Raw genomic sequence first — 15,744 nt, 5'->3', positions numbered from 1 at the left:
TTCTTCTGGAAAGTCTGCTGCGTGTCTTGTCAGCAGGGTTAACAGGGATATTGCGAACGCTGTGCCAACTGAGAAAATAAAACCAAACACTTAAAAATCAATAACTTAATAAAAATGATAATTTCCGGAATCATGCAAAATGCATGACTTCGAGTTTATCGACATGCAACTTGCGGGTTTTAACGCAGGCCTAACGCAATGAATTGCCGGGGATTTTCCTGATTATCCGAATCGCCCTCAAATGACCCACAAAAAAAATGCCCCGCGTCGTGAGAAGCGGGGCATTGGCTATGCCTGGCAATATGGATCAGGCGCCGGTGCAGCCTTTAGGCGCGTATTCCTGTAGAGCCGTGGTGGCGCATGTCCAGCCACCGGTGAGCGTACGCGAGAGCGTAATGGTTTTGCTGAGCACCGGCCCTGGAGCATTGAGGATCGTGCAACCAATACTGCCCACACCGGTAGAGGAAGTACCCGATGCCGTAATCGTGCAATTACCTGTGGTCGCCGTACCGCCGATCAGCGCGAGGGTAGGATCGGTGCCTTGATTGATAATGTCTTCGAAAGGCACCTTCAGTGCCGAGATTTCTGCAAGCGCCGCAGTGACCTTCGCCCGCGCTTGATACTTCGAATACTGCGGCAACGCAAACGTCGCCAGAATCCCGATGATCGCCACGACGATCAGCAGTTCGATCAAGGTAAAACCATTTTGATTTTTCATAGACAGGCTCCATGCATGAGTCGAAATCTCATGATCTGAACAAGGCACAGCACAGCCCATGCCAACCGCCCCTCCCCCCTGCTGACGGGGCGCGAGATCAACGCCAAGACCTTTCCTATCCCCATAATCCGCACTATCTGACACTTTTTGTCACCTTACCCCGGCGGGTTTGGTTCCACTGCTTGACTAGGCTATAAGTCATTAACCGTCTGCGTCCGGAATCCCAATGAATGACATCGCCCTTAGCGGTCTGGCCAAGCAATTGGTACTGGCCGAGCTGATCACTGACCAAAGTGCGCAACAGGCGTATCAGCAAGCCCAACGCAGTCGAATCTCCTTCGTCAGCTATCTGGTGCAGAACAAACTGCTGAAAAGCTGGCAGGTCGCCGAAGTCGCTTCAGATCATTTCGGCATGGCCCTGCTGGACCTCAATTGCCTGGACAAGGAAACCCAACCCCGTGGGCTGGTCAGCGAAAAGCTGATCCGTCAGCACCACGCCCTGCCTCTCTGGCGGCGTGGCAACAAGCTGTTCGTGGGGATTTCCGACCCGACCAATCACCAGGCCATCAATGACATCCAGTTCAGCACCGGGCTGAGCACCGAAGCCATCCTGGTGGAGGAAGACAAGCTCAATGATGCCATCGAGAAATTCTTCGACAACCACTCCACCGGCCTGGAAGACATGGCCGATGTCGACCTCGACGGCCTGGACATCGAGTCGGTCGATGACCAGAAACAGGATTCCATCGCAGGGCAAGATACCGATGACGCGCCCGTGGTGCGCTTCGTCCACAAGATGTTGCTCGATGCGATCAAGAGCGGTTCTTCCGACCTGCATTTCGAGCCCTACGAAAAAACCTACCGCGTGCGGATGCGCACCGATGGCATCCTGCATGAGGTCGCCAAGCCACCGACACAACTGGCCAATCGCATCGCTTCCCGGCTGAAAGTCATGGCCAGCCTCGACATCTCCGAACGGCGCAAACCCCAGGACGGGCGAATCAAGATGCGCTTGTCCAAAAGCAAGTCCATCGACTTCCGGGTCAACACCCTGCCGACCCTGTGGGGCGAGAAAGTGGTGATCCGGATCCTCGACCCATCCAGTGCCCAAATGGGCATCGACGCCCTCGGCTATGAGCCCGACCAGAAAGACCTGTACATGGCCGCCCTCAAGCAGCCACAGGGGATGATCCTGGTGACCGGCCCCACCGGCTCAGGCAAGACCGTGTCGCTCTATACCGGTCTGAACATCCTCAACACCGTCGACATCAACATCTCCACTGCCGAAGACCCGGTAGAAATCAATATGGAAGGCATCAACCAGGTCAACGTCAATCCCAGGCAGGGAATGGATTTCGCCCAGGCGCTGCGCTCGTTTCTGCGCCAGGACCCGGACGTGATCATGGTCGGTGAAATTCGCGACCTCGAAACCGCCGAAATCGCCATCAAGGCCGCCCAAACCGGGCACATGGTGCTTTCCACCCTGCACACCAACAGCGCTTCGCAAACCCTGACCCGCCTGCACAACATGGGGGTTCAGGGCTTCAACATCGCGACCTCGGTCAGCCTGATCATCGCCCAGCGCCTGGCGCGCAAACTGTGCAGTCATTGCAAGAAACCCATCGAAATTCCCCGCGAGGCGCTGCTCAAGGAAGGCTTCCCCGAGGAACGCATCGGCTCGTTCACGATCTATGAACCGGTCGGTTGCGATCAGTGCAACAACGGTTACAAAGGGCGAGTAGGCATTTATGAAGTGGTCAAGAACACACCGGATTTGCAACGGCTGATCATGGCCGAAGGCAACTCACTGGAAATCGACCTCCAGATGCGCAAGGACGGCTTCAATGACCTGCGCACTTCGGGCCTGCTCAAGGCCATGCAAGGCATCACCAGCCTTGAAGAAATCAACCGGGTCACCAAGGACTGAATATGGCGGTCAAAGCAGCGAAAATCAGCGTGTATGCCTGGGAGGGCACGGATCGCAAAGGCGCGAAAATGACCGGCGAGTTGACCGGGCAAAATCCCGCGCTGATCAAGGCTCAATTGCGCAAGCAGGGCATCAACCCGGGCAAGGTGCGGAAAAAGTCCGCGTCCATTTTCAGTGCCGGCAAACGCATCAAGCCCCTGGACATTGCCCTGTTTACCCGGCAGATGGCGACCATGATGAAAGCCGGCGTACCGCTGCTGCAATCGTTCGATATCATCGGCGAAGGCTTCGATAACCCGAACATGCGCAAGCTGGTGGACGAGGTGAAACAGGAAGTCGCGGCCGGCAACAGCTTCGCCGCGGCCCTGCGTAAAAAGCCCCAGTATTTCGATGAGCTGTACTGCAACCTGGTGGACGCCGGCGAGCAGGCCGGTGCCCTGGATACCCTGCTGGAACGGGTGGCGACCTACAAGGAAAAGAGCGAAAGCCTCAAGGCCAAGATCAAGAAAGCCATGACCTACCCGCTGGCCGTGGTGTTCGTCGCGATCATTGTGACCGGCATTCTGCTGGTCAAGGTTGTACCGCAGTTCGAGTCGGTGTTCTCAGGATTTGGCGCCGAGCTGCCGGCGTTCACCGTAATGGTCATCGGCTTGTCGGAGTTCATGCAGGACTGGTGGTGGATGTTGCTCGGCGTGCTGGGTGCAGGGATCTTCGGCGTGCGCTACGCCTTCAAGAACTCCCCAGGCTTTCGCGACCGGATGGACACCTGGTTGCTGAAACTGCCGTTGGTTGGCGCGCTCATGTACAAGTCCGCCGTGGCCCGTTACGCCCGCACCCTGTCGACGACGTTCGCAGCCGGCGTGCCACTGGTCGAAGCCCTTGAGTCAGTGGCGGGCGCGACCGGCAACATCGTGTTCAAGCGAGCGGTGTTACGCATCAAACAGGATGTTTCGACCGGCATGCAGCTGAATTTTGCCATGCGCACCTCCGGCATCTTTCCGACCATGGCGATCCAGATGACGGCCATTGGCGAAGAGTCCGGCGCGCTGGACGACATGCTCGACAAGGTCGCGAGTTTCTACGAGGCCGAGGTGGACAACATGGTCGATAACCTGACCAGCCTGATGGAGCCGTTCATCATGGTGGTGCTGGGGGTTATCGTCGGCGGGCTGGTGGTTGCAATGTACCTGCCCATCTTCCAACTCGGCTCAGCGATCTGATATGTCCTTGAACGAATTTCTGAGCCTCGACCCGCAGGCCTTCGTGATCACCGCAGGAGGGATCGGCCTGCTGATCGGCAGCTTTCTCAACGTGGTGGTCTGGCGCCTGCCGAAAATGCTTGAGCGTGAATGGCGCCTGCAGGCCCATGACGTACTGGATTTGCCAGCCGAAGCCCCAGGCCCTGCTTACAATCTGATACTGCCTCACTCCGAGTGTCCCCACTGTGGTCATCGGATCCGCGTGTGGGAAAACATCCCCGTGCTCAGTTATCTGTTTTTACGCGGGCGATGCTCGAACTGCGCGGCGCCGATCAGTAAACGTTACCCGCTGACCGAGCTGGCCTGCGGGTTGCTGTCGGCATTCGTCGCCTGGCATTTCGGTTTCGGCTGGCAGGCCTGCATGGTGTTGGTCCTGAGTTGGGGCCTGTTGGCGATGAGCCTGATCGACGCCGAACATCAGCTGTTGCCGGACGTGCTGGTGCTGCCGTTGATGTGGCTGGGGTTGATCCTCAACAGCTTCGGGCTCTTCGTATCACTGCATGATGCGTTCTGGGGTGCGGTGGCCGGCTACATGGCGCTGTGGACGGTGTTCTGGCTGTTCAAGCTGATCACCGGCAAGGACGGCATCGGCTACGGTGACTTCAAGCTCCTGGCGATGCTCGGCGCCTGGGGCGGCTGGCAGATCCTGCCCCTGACCATCCTGCTGTCATCGCTGGCAGGGGCCATTCTCGGGATGATTTTGCTGCGCCTGCGGGATGCGAAAACCTCGACGCCGTTACCTTTCGGTCCCTATCTGGCCATTGCCGGCTGGATTGCCTTGCTCTGGGGTGGTCAAATAACCGGCTTCTATTGGCAGTTTGTCGGTTTGAAATGAATACCCCTGTGGAAAAACCCTGGATTCTCGGCCTGACCGGCGGCATCGGCAGCGGCAAAAGCGCGGCCGCCCAGCACTTCATCGACCTGGGCGTGCACGTGGTGGACGCCGATCATGCGGCTCGCTGGGTGGTCGAACCCGGTCGCCCGGCACTGGCCAGGATCGCCGAGCACTTCGGCCCCGGCGTGTTGCTAGCCGACGGCCAACTGGATCGTGCCGCCCTGCGCAAGCTGATCTTCGAAGTGCCGGATGAACGCCGCTGGCTCGAAGCGCTGCTGCATCCGTTGATCGCCGAGGAAATCGCCCATCATCTGGCCAAGGCACAATCGCCTTACGCGATTCTGGTTTCGCCGCTGCTGATCGAGTCCGGGCAGTACGCCATGACCCAACGGGTCCTGGTGATCGATGCTCCGGAACAGCTACAGATCGAACGCACCCTGCAGCGTGATCAGACCAGCGAACAGCAGGTCCAGGCGATCCTCAAGGCTCAGTCCAGCCGACAGGACCGCGTGAGCCATGCCGACGATGTGGTGGTCAACGACCGCGACCTCGCCTGGCTGCACAGCGAGGTCGAACGCCTGCATCACTTTTACCTTACTTTGCGTGGAGGCCAGTCATGAGCCAAACCCCAACCGTCGAATGCCCAACCTGCGGCGCCCCTGTCGAATGGAGCCCCGAGAGCAAGTTCCGGCCGTTCTGTTCGGACCGTTGCAAACTGATCGACCTGGGCGCCTGGGCGTCGGAAGAACACAAGATCCCGGTGAGCCCGGATGCCGAAGACGAACTGTTCAGCGAAGACTTCGATCCGCGTCACTGATCCGGCCATCAAGGCCGCATAAAGCCATAGTCCTGACCCTCGTCGAGGTTTTCGGCAAGAAACCGCAACTCATCGGCCAGGTCTTCGACATTGCGTACCGCCTTGCTCTGCTGCACCACCGCACTGAGCAAGGCGCGCAGGCTCAATCCCGGGTCGAAACCCACCTCTTGTGCCAGATCTAGACTCTGACGCAACTCCTGCCTGGCCCACTCATACACACTCATGCCGATGCTCCTGAAGGTTTTCCGAAGCATGGATTCGTCAACGCTTTTTGGATTTGATGTGGATCAAGATTTGGGATCGTCATCTTTCCAGGGCGCCGATAGATAGCGCGTGCGATTGAATGTCTCCAGCCACTCGGGGCAGAAAACCACCAACGCGCTGATCACCATGCCGTTGATGAACGCCTCCGGAAAAATCAGCAGCCACAGGTAACCGACAAAGTCTTCCAGCCAGTACGGCATGGCGAATCGCTCGTCGTACCACAGCAGCGTGAGTGTCAGGATCAGGCACAACAAGGCCGACAGCGCAGCGGCAAAAAAACCGGAACAGAAGATATACACAAAGGGATTACGCGGCTGTGCGCGCTCGACCAGGATTGCGCAGCACTCGGTGATCAGCACCGGCAGCAGAATCAGCAGCGCGCCGTTGACCCCGACAGCGGCCAGGTCCTGACGCCCGAGCAACACCAATCCCGCTTGCGCGACCAACCCGCCGACAATCGCCAACGGCCAATCCAGCAGCAATGTCACGGCGGTCATGCCGATGAAGTGATAGGACACGCCAGTGTCGAAATCCCGTCGCACCAGCCACAGCATGAACAGCGCGAACACCGTGCCGAACAACAGATGCTGGCGGCGGCTGTCGCTGAACAGTTCGACCCACGGTGCTCGTGCGATCGCCCAGGTCAGCACCGGTACATAGATCAACCACCCCACCGTGAGGGTTTCGGAGGACAGTAATTCGGCGCCGATCATGGCTGGGCACACTCCCTTGTCTTGCCGAAAGAGAATAGGCCCTCAGTCTACACCGCCCTTCGACTTTGCTCTGGAGGGGCGTTTTAGGATTGGGGGGCATATCTGTTGCTGCGGTAATGGCGGCTCTTTTCTGATCGTGTACATATCCGTTACCGCAGCAATGGATATACACACAATCAAAAGACCAAGCGATTGCTACATCCTCTGCAAGACTGAATCAGACCCAGCCCCCTTTACTCTTGTTGTTGTTTTTTTAAGAGTCGGTAACGCGGCTAACGTCCGTACAGCCGAGGGTAGAGAGGCCGGGCACGGGGCAATATCCGCCTTGCGCCGATCGTTATCCGTTTTGTGCAATGCCCTGAACCGGGCGCGGTGAGGGGGGCTGCGAGCATGCGTTCGTCTTGGTGCTCGCCGACGAGGTCTGCGGCGCCGACTGCATGGTGAACGGGTCAAGCTGCAGGCGTATGTCACGGAAATGACACAGCCCCATTGCAGGCAGTCATGAGAAGCGGTAAACGGCCAGCGCACGTCTATGCTGGACATACCGAACGCGAGCATTGGTCACTATCGACAGGAGATCATCAATGGATCCCTCGCCCATTCTTGAAAAGGTTTTTTCCCGAAACCTGCTCGATGTACTGATTAGTGCCGGACTGATTGCCGTTCTGGTCATGTTCTGCTTTCAGATATTCAGCCCGTTCCTCGATCTGATGCTCTGGTCGTTGATCCTGGCAATCACCCTCTACCCATTGCAAGTCAGGTTCAAAGGCACGCTGGCAAACAGAGACGGGCTCACCGCGACGCTGATCGTATTGATCGCCATCATTATTCTTATGGTGCCTGTTTATCTGTTGGGAGCCTCGATTGCGGAATCGGTGGAGAGGGTCATGACCATGGTCAAAACCGACAGTTTCCACATTCCGCCACCCTCCGACACGGTAGCCAGCTGGCCGCTCGTGGGAAAACCTCTTTATAACTTATGGGCGCAAGCCATCACTGACCTGCCCGAACTGGTACAAAAATTCATACCCCAGATCAAAGGCGTCAGCCTCTCCCTGCTAAGCAAGTTTGCAGGTGTCGCCATGGGGCTCCTTTTATTCGTCTTCGCCCTGATTATTGCCGGTATTTTTTTAGCGTATGGTGAAAGCGGTCACCGCAGCGCGGTGCACATCGTTTCGCGTTTCTGCGGTCCGGCCAAGGGGCCGAAAATCGCCGATCTGTGCACCGCGACCATTCGGGCAGTGGCGTTAGGGGTTGTCGGCATCGCCTTCATCCAGATGCTGTTGGTGGGCATCGGTTTTGTGTTCATGGGCGTCCCCGGCGCCGGACTTCTCGCCTTGGCGGTACTGCTGCTTGGCATCATGCAGTTACCGGCGACCCTGATTACCCTTCCGGTCATCGTCTTTGTTTTCATGAACGAAGGTGCCAGTACGGCGACCATTGTGTTTGCCATCTATGTCTTCGTCGCAGGATTGGTCGATAACGTCCTCAAACCGCTGCTGCTGGGTCGGGGTGTCGATGTACCGATGCCTGTGGTGCTGATCGGTGCCTTGGGCGGCATGGTCACGGGCGGTATCCTCGGACTGTTTATCGGCCCGGTGATACTCGCGGTCGGCTATCAGTTGTTCTGGGAATGGGTGGATCAAGTGCAAGATCCCGGGCCAGACAACCAGGAACAGACCTGACACGGCGGCAGAGGATATTCCCATGCTGTTGAATCTACTGGCCGGTCTTCCCGTAATGTTCTTCTGCCTGATAATGCAGGCCATTTTCGTGACTATATGCCTGCGTCAATACGTGCATTTCAGGCATTCCCGACCGCCTGAAACGCAATGGCTGAATATCCTGTTGTTGTCGATGGTCATGCTGCTGATGCTGTTCAGTAATTTCGTGCAGATCGCCATCTGGGCCGCGCTGTTCATGCTGCTCGACGAATTCGACGAATTCGCCACCGCGCTGTATCACTCGGCGGTCAACTTCGCCACGCTGGGCTACGGCGACATCATCATGTCCTCTCGCTGGCGTCTGCTTGGCCCATTGGAGGCCGCCAACGGAATCCTGATGTTTGGTGTCTCCACCGCGGTGATGACCGCTGCGGTGATGGATGTCATAAAGCACAACATAGACAGGCTACGGCAGCGTGAACGCCCATAGGCATGCGCCGATCATGGCCGGGCCTTCTCCAGCGCCTCACGCAATTGTGCCGCCGTGGCGTATTCGTGCTTCCCCACCAATTGACCGTCCTTGAGCTGCAGCCACAGCACTTTATCCACGGACCCGGGGTAACGCGGCGCCACGCGACCATCACGGTCAAGCATCACTCGATAGGGATAATCGCGCATAGCCGGTACTGCAAACATCTTCGCGATCAGTCGAGGCATGCGCTGGATGTCCGCGACAAATACCGCGTGCCGAGCTTCCAGGTAGCCCTTGGGCTGGCCCTGCAGAGCGGCGTCGACCAATTTTGCGGCGTCCATGCTGCGCGCCACCAGCAGCGTCTGAGTCTGATTATCGAATGTGAAGGCCTGATCGAACTGATCAAGTAAGGTCCACGGCGCCAGGCGCTCGCCAACCTCCAGCGCCTGGGCCCAAAGAGGCAGAAGACTGAGCAATAACACCGGCCAATATTTCACGTTCTACTCCTCGTTCGAGCGCATATGCGTAATGGCTATCAGTCTACACCGCCCGTTCCGAGTGCTCAGTGCCTCCGTTTACCATTTCACGCTTTCTGCTTGTCGCAAATGAACGCTAAGCTTGGGCCTATGGATGACTCAGATTATTTACGCCTGCTGACCATCGCGGCCGAGCAAGCCAACACGTTCCTCTCCAATGCCCGCAAATGGGAGCGTGAGCGTTGGGTTTGCCAGCGCCTGCTCCAAGGCCTGAACATTCCCTATCGCGCCGACGAGTTTGCCCCCGCCGGGGAGCCGCCGGACGTGCTGTTTCGCGACGCGAATTTCGAGGTGTTCTTCGTGCTCGACGAGGGCCGGCGCCTCAACGACGAATGGCGTGATGAGCTGCAACGCCGGCGCAGCGCGTTTTCCCTGAGCCAGCTGGTGCGCCGCGAGGCCAAGCCCCGGCGCATCCCGGCCAATGAGTTTCTGCTGAGACTGGCGCCGACCTTGCGCAAAAAAGCCCACAACTACAAAGAACGCGGCATGGACCTGGGGGAGCTGGACATCATCGCCTTCGCCAGCCTCAAGCGCGAAGTGTTGGACCTCAACAGCCACTTTCCACCGCCCACCGAGTACCTGCGCCAGGGCTGGCGTTCGTTGTCGCTGGTCGGCCCGACCTTCGCCCGAGTGTTGTTCGCGCACCCGGATGCCCCGGATTTCCTGCGCAGCAACCTGGGTCGCAGCATCGTCTTCGACGTCGGGATCAGCCTGTGAGTCCCGCCACAGATACCGACAATACTGCACAAGATGGCGCAATCACTGGCCGAATGTTACAAAAGCGTCACATGCACCGTTCAACGCTTGCAGACAAACCACTGTAACGTCTGCACATTCAGCAACGTCTACCTGACGAGGCCCAATATGACCAGCCGCCTGAACCCCGACGACCAGAAGCATGTCGAAGAGTACCTGCACCTGTCCCAGCACCAAGTCGAGCGCCGGCCTTTCCGGCCGTGGATGCTCCTGGTGGTGGTGCTGGCAGTGACCATTGGTTTGGGTCTGTTGAGCCGACTTATCAGTTACCTGACGCTATGAGCTGCCTTGCGCTCGCTCGGTTGACTGCACCGATTTCTTTTAGCCTTGCGAGATATCCCCATGACTCATCGTATTGTCATCGTTGGCGGCGGCGCCGGCGGTCTGGAGTTGGCTACCCGTCTGGGTAAGACTCTGGGCAAGCGCGGCACGGCCAGTGTGATGCTGGTCGACGCGAACCTGACCCATATCTGGAAACCGCTGTTGCACGAAGTGGCGGCAGGCTCCCTGAACTCTTCCGAAGACGAACTCAACTATGTTGCCCAGGCAAAATGGAACCACTTCGAGTTCCAGCTGGGGCGCATGAGCGGGCTCGATCGCGCGCAGAAGAAAATCCAGCTGGCTGCCACCTACGACGAGGCTGGCCTGGAACTGGTACCGGCGCGGGAAGTGCCTTACGACTCGCTGGTGATTGCCGTCGGCAGCACCACCAACGACTTCGGTACTCAAGGCGCGGCGCAACACTGCTTGTTCCTTGACACCCGCAAACAGGCCGAGCGCTTCCATCAGCAACTGCTCAATCACTACCTGCGTGCCCACGCCGGGCAGACCGACGCGGTGCAGCAGATCAGCGTAGCGATCGTCGGTGCCGGTGCCACCGGAGTCGAACTGGCAGCGGAACTGCACAACGCCGCCCATGAACTGGCGGCCTATGGTCTAGACCGGATCAAGCCGGAAAACATGCACATCACCCTGATCGAAGCCGGCCCACGGGTGTTGCCGGCCCTGCCGGAGCGGATCGGCGGGCCTGTGCACAAAACCCTGGAGAAACTCGGGGTCAACGTCATGACCAATGCCGCGGTCAGCGAAGTCACGGCAGACAGCCTGATTACCGCCGATGGCCAAGTGATCAACGCCAGCCTGAAAGTCTGGGCCGCCGGGATTCGTGCACCGGGTTTCCTCAAGGACATCGATGGCCTGGAAACCAACCGCATCAACCAGCTGCAAGTGCTGCCGACTCTGCAAACCACCCGGGACGAGAACATCTTCGCCTTCGGTGACTGCGCGGCCTGCCCACAACCGGGCACCGATCGCAATGTACCGCCGCGCGCCCAGGCGGCGCATCAGCAGGCGTCGTTGTTGGCCAAATCGCTGAAACTGCGGATCGAAGGCAAGTCCCTCCCGGAATACAGATACACCGATTACGGCTCGCTGATCTCGCTGTCGCGATTTTCGGCTGTGGGTAACTTGATGGGCAACCTGACCGGCAGCGTGATGCTCGAAGGCTGGCTGGCGCGGATGTTTTACGTGTCGCTGTATCGCATGCACCAGATGGCGCTGTATGGCGCATTTCGCACGGCGATGTTGATGCTGGGTAGCAAGATTGGACGCGGGACCGAGCCGCGGCTGAAGCTGCATTAAGATTTTCGGCGTTAGTTAGGGCCTCTTTGCGGGCAAGCCATGCTCCCACAGATTATGTGTCGGACCCAGATACAATGGTCGACACATAACCTGTGAGCGAGGCTTGCCCGCGAAGCAGGCGCCTCGGTCCAACCTGCGGACACTTGTGTGTCTCACTGTATCTCCCCCACTGATTCCATCCCTTCGCTTACAAAGCCCCCCTTGCGCGACACAGTAGCGATACACCACGCCCGCTAAATGGCCACACCCGAGCAAGGCACTGCCTGCTTCGGTCATCGCCGCACTCACGTGGCGTCCTTTATCGAGCGGTTGTGTCGTGCAACCCAGGAGATTTGTAATGTCCCGTACCACTACTCTCGGCAAAAACACTGTAGGTCTGCTTGGTGCAGTCCTGGCCGGTGGCATGATGTTGTCCGGTTCCGTATTCGCTTCGCAGCCGCTGACTCAAGGCTATCTGCTGGCCTCCGCCGAACAGGTCGTGAAGACGCCGGAAGGTAAATGTGGCGAAGGCAAGTGCGGCGATGCCTCGATGGCCAAGACCGACACCGATGACGACGGCAAGGTATCCCGTGCGGAATTCCTGAAAGTGGCACCCAAAGCTGACTTCGACAAGATCGACACCAACCATGACGGCCAAATCGACGAACAAGAGGCTTTTGATAACGTGAAAACCAACTACGAAGCCAATGGCAAAAAAATGCCGAAGGGCTTGTTCGAGCACCTGAAAGACAATAGCTAAACTTCTGAAAGCCCAAGCCCTGCCTCTCTATCGAGAAGCGGGGCTTTTTTGCATTTTCAGCAGGCAAAAAAAATCCCCGTATCTTTCGATACGAGGATTTTTAATATGGTCGGGGTAAGGGGATTCGAACTCCTGACATCCTGCTCCCAAAGCAGGCGCGCTACCGGACTGCGCTATACCCCGGTAAAAAAAAGGCACCCTTTAAAGGCGCCTTCTGCGAACAGAGCTTTTGGCATCTGATCTTAAGATTCGATTCCAGCGTTAACTGGTTTCAAAAATGGTGGGTCGTGTGGGATTCGAACCTACGACCAATTGGTTAAAAGCCAACTGCTCTACCAACTGAGCTAACGACCCAAAAATGGTCGGGGTAAGGGGATTCGAACTCCTGACATCCTGCTCCCAAAGCAGGCGCGCTACCGGACTGCGCTATACCCCGGTTTGAAATTGGCTCCGTGACCAGGACTCGAACCTGGGACCCAATGATTAACAGTCATTTGCTCTACCGACTGAGCTATCACGGAACTACATATTTCAATTTACAACTGTGAAGCTTGCTTCACCTCTTCTACCCGTTCGCATCGCTGCGTTCGTGTGTCTGAGGCGCGCTATTCTACAATCTTAAGCACCTCTGTCAACCCCCTAAATTGCTTTCAAGTTAATGATTTGCAACTTATTTCAGATTCCTGCTTGGGGAGCAGAAACCCTCTCGGGGTGACTTACTGCGGGGCGCACTTTACAAGCATTTTCCTTTGAGTTCAACAGCCTATCGAAAAAAAGGCCTCGCAATGCGAGGCCTCTTTCATTTTGTTGCCACTGGGGATCAGACGAAGACGATTTCGTCGTTCTCCACCACACCTTTGGCGGTCTCGCCCGGCATGAATCGACCCGACAGGATCAGTTGCGCCAGCGGGTTCTCGATCCAGCGCTGGATCGCCCGTTTGAGCGGCCGTGCGCCATAGACCGGGTCGTAACCGACGGCGATCAGCTTATCCATTGCTTCCGGGCTCAGCTCAAGCTTCAGCTCGCGCTCGGTCAGGCGGCTACGCAGGCGACCCAACTGGATCTCGGTAATACCGGCGATCTGATCCCGAGCCAGCGGCTCGAAGATCACCACTTCGTCGACCCGGTTGATGAACTCCGGGCGGAAGTGCGTGGAAATCGCATCCATCACCGCTGCCCGCTGCGCTTCGCGATCACCCACCAGCTCCTGGATCTGTACCGAGCCCAGGTTGGAAGTCATGACAATAACGGTATTTTTGAAATCTACCGTGCGGCCATGGCTATCGGTCAAGCGACCATCTTCCAGCACTTGCAGCAGGATGTTGAACACGTCCGGGTGGGCCTTCTCGACCTCATCCAGGAGGATCACCGAGTAAGGCTTGCGACGCACCGCCTCGGTCAGGTAACCGCCCTCCTCATAGCCCACGTAGCCTGGTGGCGCGCCGATCAGACGAGCCACAGAATGTTTCTCCATGAACTCGGACATGTCGATCCGCACCATTGCCTCTTCGGTATCGAACAGGAACTCGGCCAGCGCCTTGCACAACTCGGTTTTACCGACACCGGTCGGGCCGAGGAACATGAAAGAACCGCTCGGGCGATTCGGATCGGACAACCCGGCACGGGAACGTCGCACGGCGTTGGAGACGGCGATCACCGCTTCGTCCTGACCGATTACACGCTGGTGCAACAGGCTTTCCATCTTCATCAGTTTGTCGCGCTCGCCCTCGAGCATTTTCGCCACGGGGATGCCGGTCCACTTCGACACGACTTCAGCGATCTCTTCTTCAGTCACCTTGCTGCGCAGCAACTGGTTTTCGCTTTTGCCGTGCTGGTCGACCATTTGCAGGCTGCGCTCCAGGTCCGGGATCACCCCGTATTGCAGCTCGGCCATGCGGTTCAGGTCGCCTTTACGGCGCGCGGCTTCCAGTTCCTGACGGGACTGTTCGATTTTCTGCTGAATCTGCGCCGAACCCTGGACTTCGGCTTTTTCCGAGTTCCAGATTTCTTCAAGGTCCGAATACTCACGCTCGTGGCGAACGATTTCTTCCTGCAGTTTTTCCAGACGTTTTATCGCCGCTTCGTCGCTTTCTTTCTTCAGCGCCTGGGATTCCACCTTCAGCTGAATCAGGCGACGCTCCAGACGGTCCAGCACTTCCGGTTTGGAATCGATTTCCATGCGGATGCGGCTGGCGGCTTCGTCGATCAGGTCGATGGCCTTGTCCGGCAGCTGGCGGTCAGTGATGTAGCGATGACTGAGCTTGGCCGCGGCGATGATTGCGCCGTCGGTGATCGCCACCTTGTGGTGAACCTCGTAACGCTCTTTCAGGCCACGCAGGATGGCGATGGTGTCTTCTTCGCTCGGCTCGTCCACCAGGACTTTCTGGAAGCGCCGTTCGAGGGCCGCGTCCTTCTCTATATATTGGCGATACTCGTTGAGCGTGGTCGCGCCGACGCAGTGCAACTCACCGCGAGCCAATGCCGGTTTGAGCATGTTGCCGGCATCCATTGAGCCTTCGCCCTTGCCCGCACCGACCATGGTGTGCAATTCGTCGATGAACAGAATGATCTGCCCTTCCTGCTTCGACAGTTCGTTGAGCAGGGACTTGAGGCGTTCTTCGAACTCGCCGCGGTACTTGGCACCGGCAATCAGCGCCCCCATGTCCAGAGACAGCAGACGCTTGCCTCTCAGGCCATCCGGCACTTCACCGTTGATGATGCGCTGAGCCAGGCCTTCGGCAATGGCGGTTTTACCCACGCCAGGCTCACCGATCAGCACCGGGTTGTTCTTGGTACGGCGTTGCAGAACCTGAATGGTGCGGCGAATTTCGTCGTCACGACCGATCACCGGATCGAGCTTGCCCTCTTCAGCACGCTTGGTCAGGTCGACAGTGTATTTATCCAGCGCCTGACGCGACTCTTCGTGGTTGGCGTCATTGACTGCCTCACCGCCGCGCAGGTTATTGATCGCGTTTTCCAGAGCTTTTTTGCTCACGCCCTGACCAAGCAGCAACTTGCCCAGCTTGCTGTTCTCATCCATGGCGGCGAGCAGAACCAATTCACTGGAGATGAATTGGTCGCCCTTCTGCTGGGCCAGGCGATCGGCCTGATTGAGCAGGCGCGCCAAATCCTGCGACATATTCACGTCGCCGGTCGGGTTCTGGATTTTCGGCAGTTGATCGAGCGCTTTGGTCAGTTCTTTACGCAAGCTGTTGACGTCGAAACCCACCTGCATCAGCAGAGGTTTGATCGAACCACCCTGTTGTTCAAGCATGGCCTGCATCAAATGCGCCGGCTCAATGGCCGGATGGTCCAGACCGACGGCCAGGGATTGGGCGTCGGACAAGGCTAACTGCAACTTGCTGGTTAAACGGTCTATACGCATGGGTCACCTTCCTTTTGA

At 57.8% G+C, this 15,744-nt stretch carries 16 protein-coding genes and 4 tRNA genes; 11 read left to right on the top strand and 9 right to left on the bottom strand.

Annotated elements, in window-relative coordinates:
- Positions 1 to 307: 307 nt before the first annotated feature.
- A complete protein-coding gene (locus QMK51_RS04590) occupies positions 308 to 718 on the bottom strand; it encodes a pilin (RefSeq protein ID WP_320393280.1) in 411 nt (136 codons plus the stop codon).
- Between the two features lie 226 nt (positions 719 to 944).
- Between QMK51_RS04590 and pilB the strand changes: the two genes are divergently transcribed.
- The 5 genes from pilB to yacG are packed head-to-tail and all read left to right on the top strand — an operon-like array spanning position 945 to position 5,556.
- Complete coding sequence (gene pilB, locus QMK51_RS04585; RefSeq protein ID WP_320393279.1) at positions 945 to 2,645, top strand: type IV-A pilus assembly ATPase PilB; 1,701 nt, start codon at positions 945 to 947, stop codon at positions 2,643 to 2,645.
- Between the two features lie 2 nt (positions 2,646 to 2,647).
- Complete coding sequence (locus QMK51_RS04580) at positions 2,648 to 3,865, top strand: type II secretion system F family protein (RefSeq protein ID WP_320393278.1); 1,218 nt, start codon at positions 2,648 to 2,650, stop codon at positions 3,863 to 3,865.
- Position 3,866: 1 nt separating this feature from the next.
- Positions 3,867 to 4,739 carry an A24 family peptidase gene (locus tag QMK51_RS04575; RefSeq protein WP_320393277.1) on the top strand — a complete coding sequence of 291 codons (873 nt, stop codon included), beginning with the start codon at positions 3,867 to 3,869 and terminating at the stop codon, positions 4,737 to 4,739.
- The gene (gene coaE, locus QMK51_RS04570) at positions 4,736 to 5,359 is read left to right on the top strand and encodes a dephospho-CoA kinase (RefSeq protein WP_320393276.1); all 624 of its coding nucleotides are present in this window, start codon (positions 4,736 to 4,738) and stop codon (positions 5,357 to 5,359) included. Before QMK51_RS04575 ends, coaE begins: the two co-directional genes overlap by 4 nt.
- On the top strand, positions 5,356 to 5,556 hold the full coding sequence (gene yacG, locus QMK51_RS04565; protein WP_223485972.1) for a DNA gyrase inhibitor YacG: 201 nt from the start codon (positions 5,356 to 5,358) through the stop codon (positions 5,554 to 5,556). The genes coaE and yacG overlap by 4 nt, the downstream gene beginning before the upstream one ends.
- 8 nt (positions 5,557 to 5,564) lie before the next feature.
- Here yacG and QMK51_RS04560 read toward each other — a convergent pair whose 3' ends face one another.
- Positions 5,565 to 5,780 (bottom strand): hypothetical protein, encoded by a 216-nt coding sequence (locus tag QMK51_RS04560; protein ID WP_258699036.1) that lies wholly within the window; start codon positions 5,778 to 5,780, stop codon positions 5,565 to 5,567.
- A 63-nt stretch (positions 5,781 to 5,843) separates the two neighbouring features.
- Positions 5,844 to 6,533 carry an energy-coupling factor ABC transporter permease gene (locus tag QMK51_RS04555; RefSeq protein ID WP_320393275.1) on the bottom strand — a complete coding sequence of 230 codons (690 nt, stop codon included), beginning with the start codon at positions 6,531 to 6,533 and terminating at the stop codon, positions 5,844 to 5,846.
- 584 nt (positions 6,534 to 7,117) lie between these two features.
- On the opposite strand from QMK51_RS04555, the gene QMK51_RS04550 reads away from it, so the two are divergent.
- Entirely contained in the window at positions 7,118 to 8,218 is a 1,101-nt protein-coding gene (locus tag QMK51_RS04550; RefSeq protein ID WP_320393274.1) for an AI-2E family transporter, read from the top strand.
- Positions 8,219 to 8,240: 22 nt separating this feature from the next.
- Positions 8,241 to 8,687, top strand: coding sequence for a potassium channel family protein (locus QMK51_RS04545; RefSeq protein WP_320393273.1), 447 nt, complete (start codon positions 8,241 to 8,243; stop codon positions 8,685 to 8,687).
- An 11-nt stretch (positions 8,688 to 8,698) separates the two neighbouring features.
- Here QMK51_RS04545 and QMK51_RS04540 read toward each other — a convergent pair whose 3' ends face one another.
- Positions 8,699 to 9,166 (bottom strand): FAD/FMN-containing dehydrogenase, encoded by a 468-nt coding sequence (locus QMK51_RS04540; RefSeq protein ID WP_258699023.1) that lies wholly within the window; start codon positions 9,164 to 9,166, stop codon positions 8,699 to 8,701.
- 129 nt (positions 9,167 to 9,295) lie between these two features.
- On the opposite strand from QMK51_RS04540, the gene QMK51_RS04535 reads away from it, so the two are divergent.
- From QMK51_RS04535 to QMK51_RS04520, 4 genes are all read left to right on the top strand, one after another.
- Positions 9,296 to 9,922, top strand: a complete 627-nt coding sequence (locus QMK51_RS04535) for a DUF1780 domain-containing protein (RefSeq protein WP_123357369.1) — start codon at positions 9,296 to 9,298, stop codon at positions 9,920 to 9,922.
- 147 nt (positions 9,923 to 10,069) lie between these two features.
- A complete protein-coding gene (locus QMK51_RS04530) occupies positions 10,070 to 10,243 on the top strand; it encodes a DUF3094 domain-containing protein (protein ID WP_007938396.1) in 174 nt (57 codons plus the stop codon).
- 60 nt (positions 10,244 to 10,303) lie between these two features.
- A complete protein-coding gene (locus tag QMK51_RS04525) occupies positions 10,304 to 11,602 on the top strand; it encodes an NAD(P)/FAD-dependent oxidoreductase (protein ID WP_320393272.1) in 1,299 nt (432 codons plus the stop codon).
- Positions 11,603 to 11,939: 337 nt separating this feature from the next.
- Positions 11,940 to 12,341 carry an EF-hand domain-containing protein gene (locus QMK51_RS04520; protein ID WP_320393271.1) on the top strand — a complete coding sequence of 134 codons (402 nt, stop codon included), beginning with the start codon at positions 11,940 to 11,942 and terminating at the stop codon, positions 12,339 to 12,341.
- Between the two features lie 106 nt (positions 12,342 to 12,447).
- Here the strand turns inward: QMK51_RS04520 and QMK51_RS04515 are convergent.
- The 5 genes from QMK51_RS04515 to clpB all read right to left on the bottom strand — a co-directional run bounded on the left by QMK51_RS04515 (position 12,448) and on the right by clpB (position 15,726).
- Positions 12,448 to 12,524, bottom strand: a tRNA-Pro gene (locus QMK51_RS04515).
- A 95-nt stretch (positions 12,525 to 12,619) separates the two neighbouring features.
- Positions 12,620 to 12,695, bottom strand: a tRNA-Lys gene (locus QMK51_RS04510).
- A gap of 5 nt (positions 12,696 to 12,700) precedes the next feature.
- Positions 12,701 to 12,777: transfer RNA gene (locus tag QMK51_RS04505), tRNA-Pro, on the bottom strand.
- Between the two features lie 9 nt (positions 12,778 to 12,786).
- A tRNA-Asn gene (locus QMK51_RS04500) sits at positions 12,787 to 12,862 on the bottom strand.
- Positions 12,863 to 13,161: 299 nt separating this feature from the next.
- Entirely contained in the window at positions 13,162 to 15,726 is a 2,565-nt protein-coding gene (gene clpB / locus QMK51_RS04495; protein WP_320393270.1) for an ATP-dependent chaperone ClpB, read from the bottom strand.
- Positions 15,727 to 15,744: the final 18 nt, after the last annotated feature.

It is taken from the genome of Pseudomonas sp. P9_31, from assembly GCF_034008235.1.
Classification (GTDB): Bacteria; Pseudomonadota; Gammaproteobacteria; order Pseudomonadales; family Pseudomonadaceae; genus Aquipseudomonas.
This window is presented reverse-complemented; position numbering and strand designations above follow the sequence as displayed.

What these genes read in the sequence shown, in the direction of transcription:
- pilB (WP_320393279.1), top strand. Translation starts at nt 945, where the DNA reads ATGAATGACATCGCCCTTAGCGGTCTGGCCAAGCAATTGGTACTGGCC.
- QMK51_RS04550 (WP_320393274.1), top strand. Translation starts at nt 7,118, where the DNA reads ATGGATCCCTCGCCCATTCTTGAAAAGGTTTTTTCCCGAAACCTGCTC.
- QMK51_RS04525 (WP_320393272.1), top strand. Translation starts at nt 10,304, where the DNA reads ATGACTCATCGTATTGTCATCGTTGGCGGCGGCGCCGGCGGTCTGGAG.
- yacG (WP_223485972.1), top strand. Translation starts at nt 5,356, where the DNA reads ATGAGCCAAACCCCAACCGTCGAATGCCCAACCTGCGGCGCCCCTGTC.
- QMK51_RS04590 (WP_320393280.1), bottom strand. Translation starts at nt 718, where the DNA reads ATGAAAAATCAAAATGGTTTTACCTTGATCGAACTGCTGATCGTCGTG.
- QMK51_RS04545 (WP_320393273.1), top strand. Translation starts at nt 8,241, where the DNA reads ATGCTGTTGAATCTACTGGCCGGTCTTCCCGTAATGTTCTTCTGCCTG.
- QMK51_RS04530 (WP_007938396.1), top strand. Translation starts at nt 10,070, where the DNA reads ATGACCAGCCGCCTGAACCCCGACGACCAGAAGCATGTCGAAGAGTAC.
- clpB (WP_320393270.1), bottom strand. Translation starts at nt 15,726, where the DNA reads ATGCGTATAGACCGTTTAACCAGCAAGTTGCAGTTAGCCTTGTCCGAC.
- QMK51_RS04535 (WP_123357369.1), top strand. Translation starts at nt 9,296, where the DNA reads ATGGATGACTCAGATTATTTACGCCTGCTGACCATCGCGGCCGAGCAA.
- coaE (WP_320393276.1), top strand. Translation starts at nt 4,736, where the DNA reads ATGAATACCCCTGTGGAAAAACCCTGGATTCTCGGCCTGACCGGCGGC.
- QMK51_RS04580 (WP_320393278.1), top strand. Translation starts at nt 2,648, where the DNA reads ATGGCGGTCAAAGCAGCGAAAATCAGCGTGTATGCCTGGGAGGGCACG.
- QMK51_RS04520 (WP_320393271.1), top strand. Translation starts at nt 11,940, where the DNA reads ATGTCCCGTACCACTACTCTCGGCAAAAACACTGTAGGTCTGCTTGGT.
- QMK51_RS04575 (WP_320393277.1), top strand. Translation starts at nt 3,867, where the DNA reads ATGTCCTTGAACGAATTTCTGAGCCTCGACCCGCAGGCCTTCGTGATC.
- QMK51_RS04560 (WP_258699036.1), bottom strand. Translation starts at nt 5,780, where the DNA reads ATGAGTGTGTATGAGTGGGCCAGGCAGGAGTTGCGTCAGAGTCTAGAT.
- QMK51_RS04555 (WP_320393275.1), bottom strand. Translation starts at nt 6,533, where the DNA reads ATGATCGGCGCCGAATTACTGTCCTCCGAAACCCTCACGGTGGGGTGG.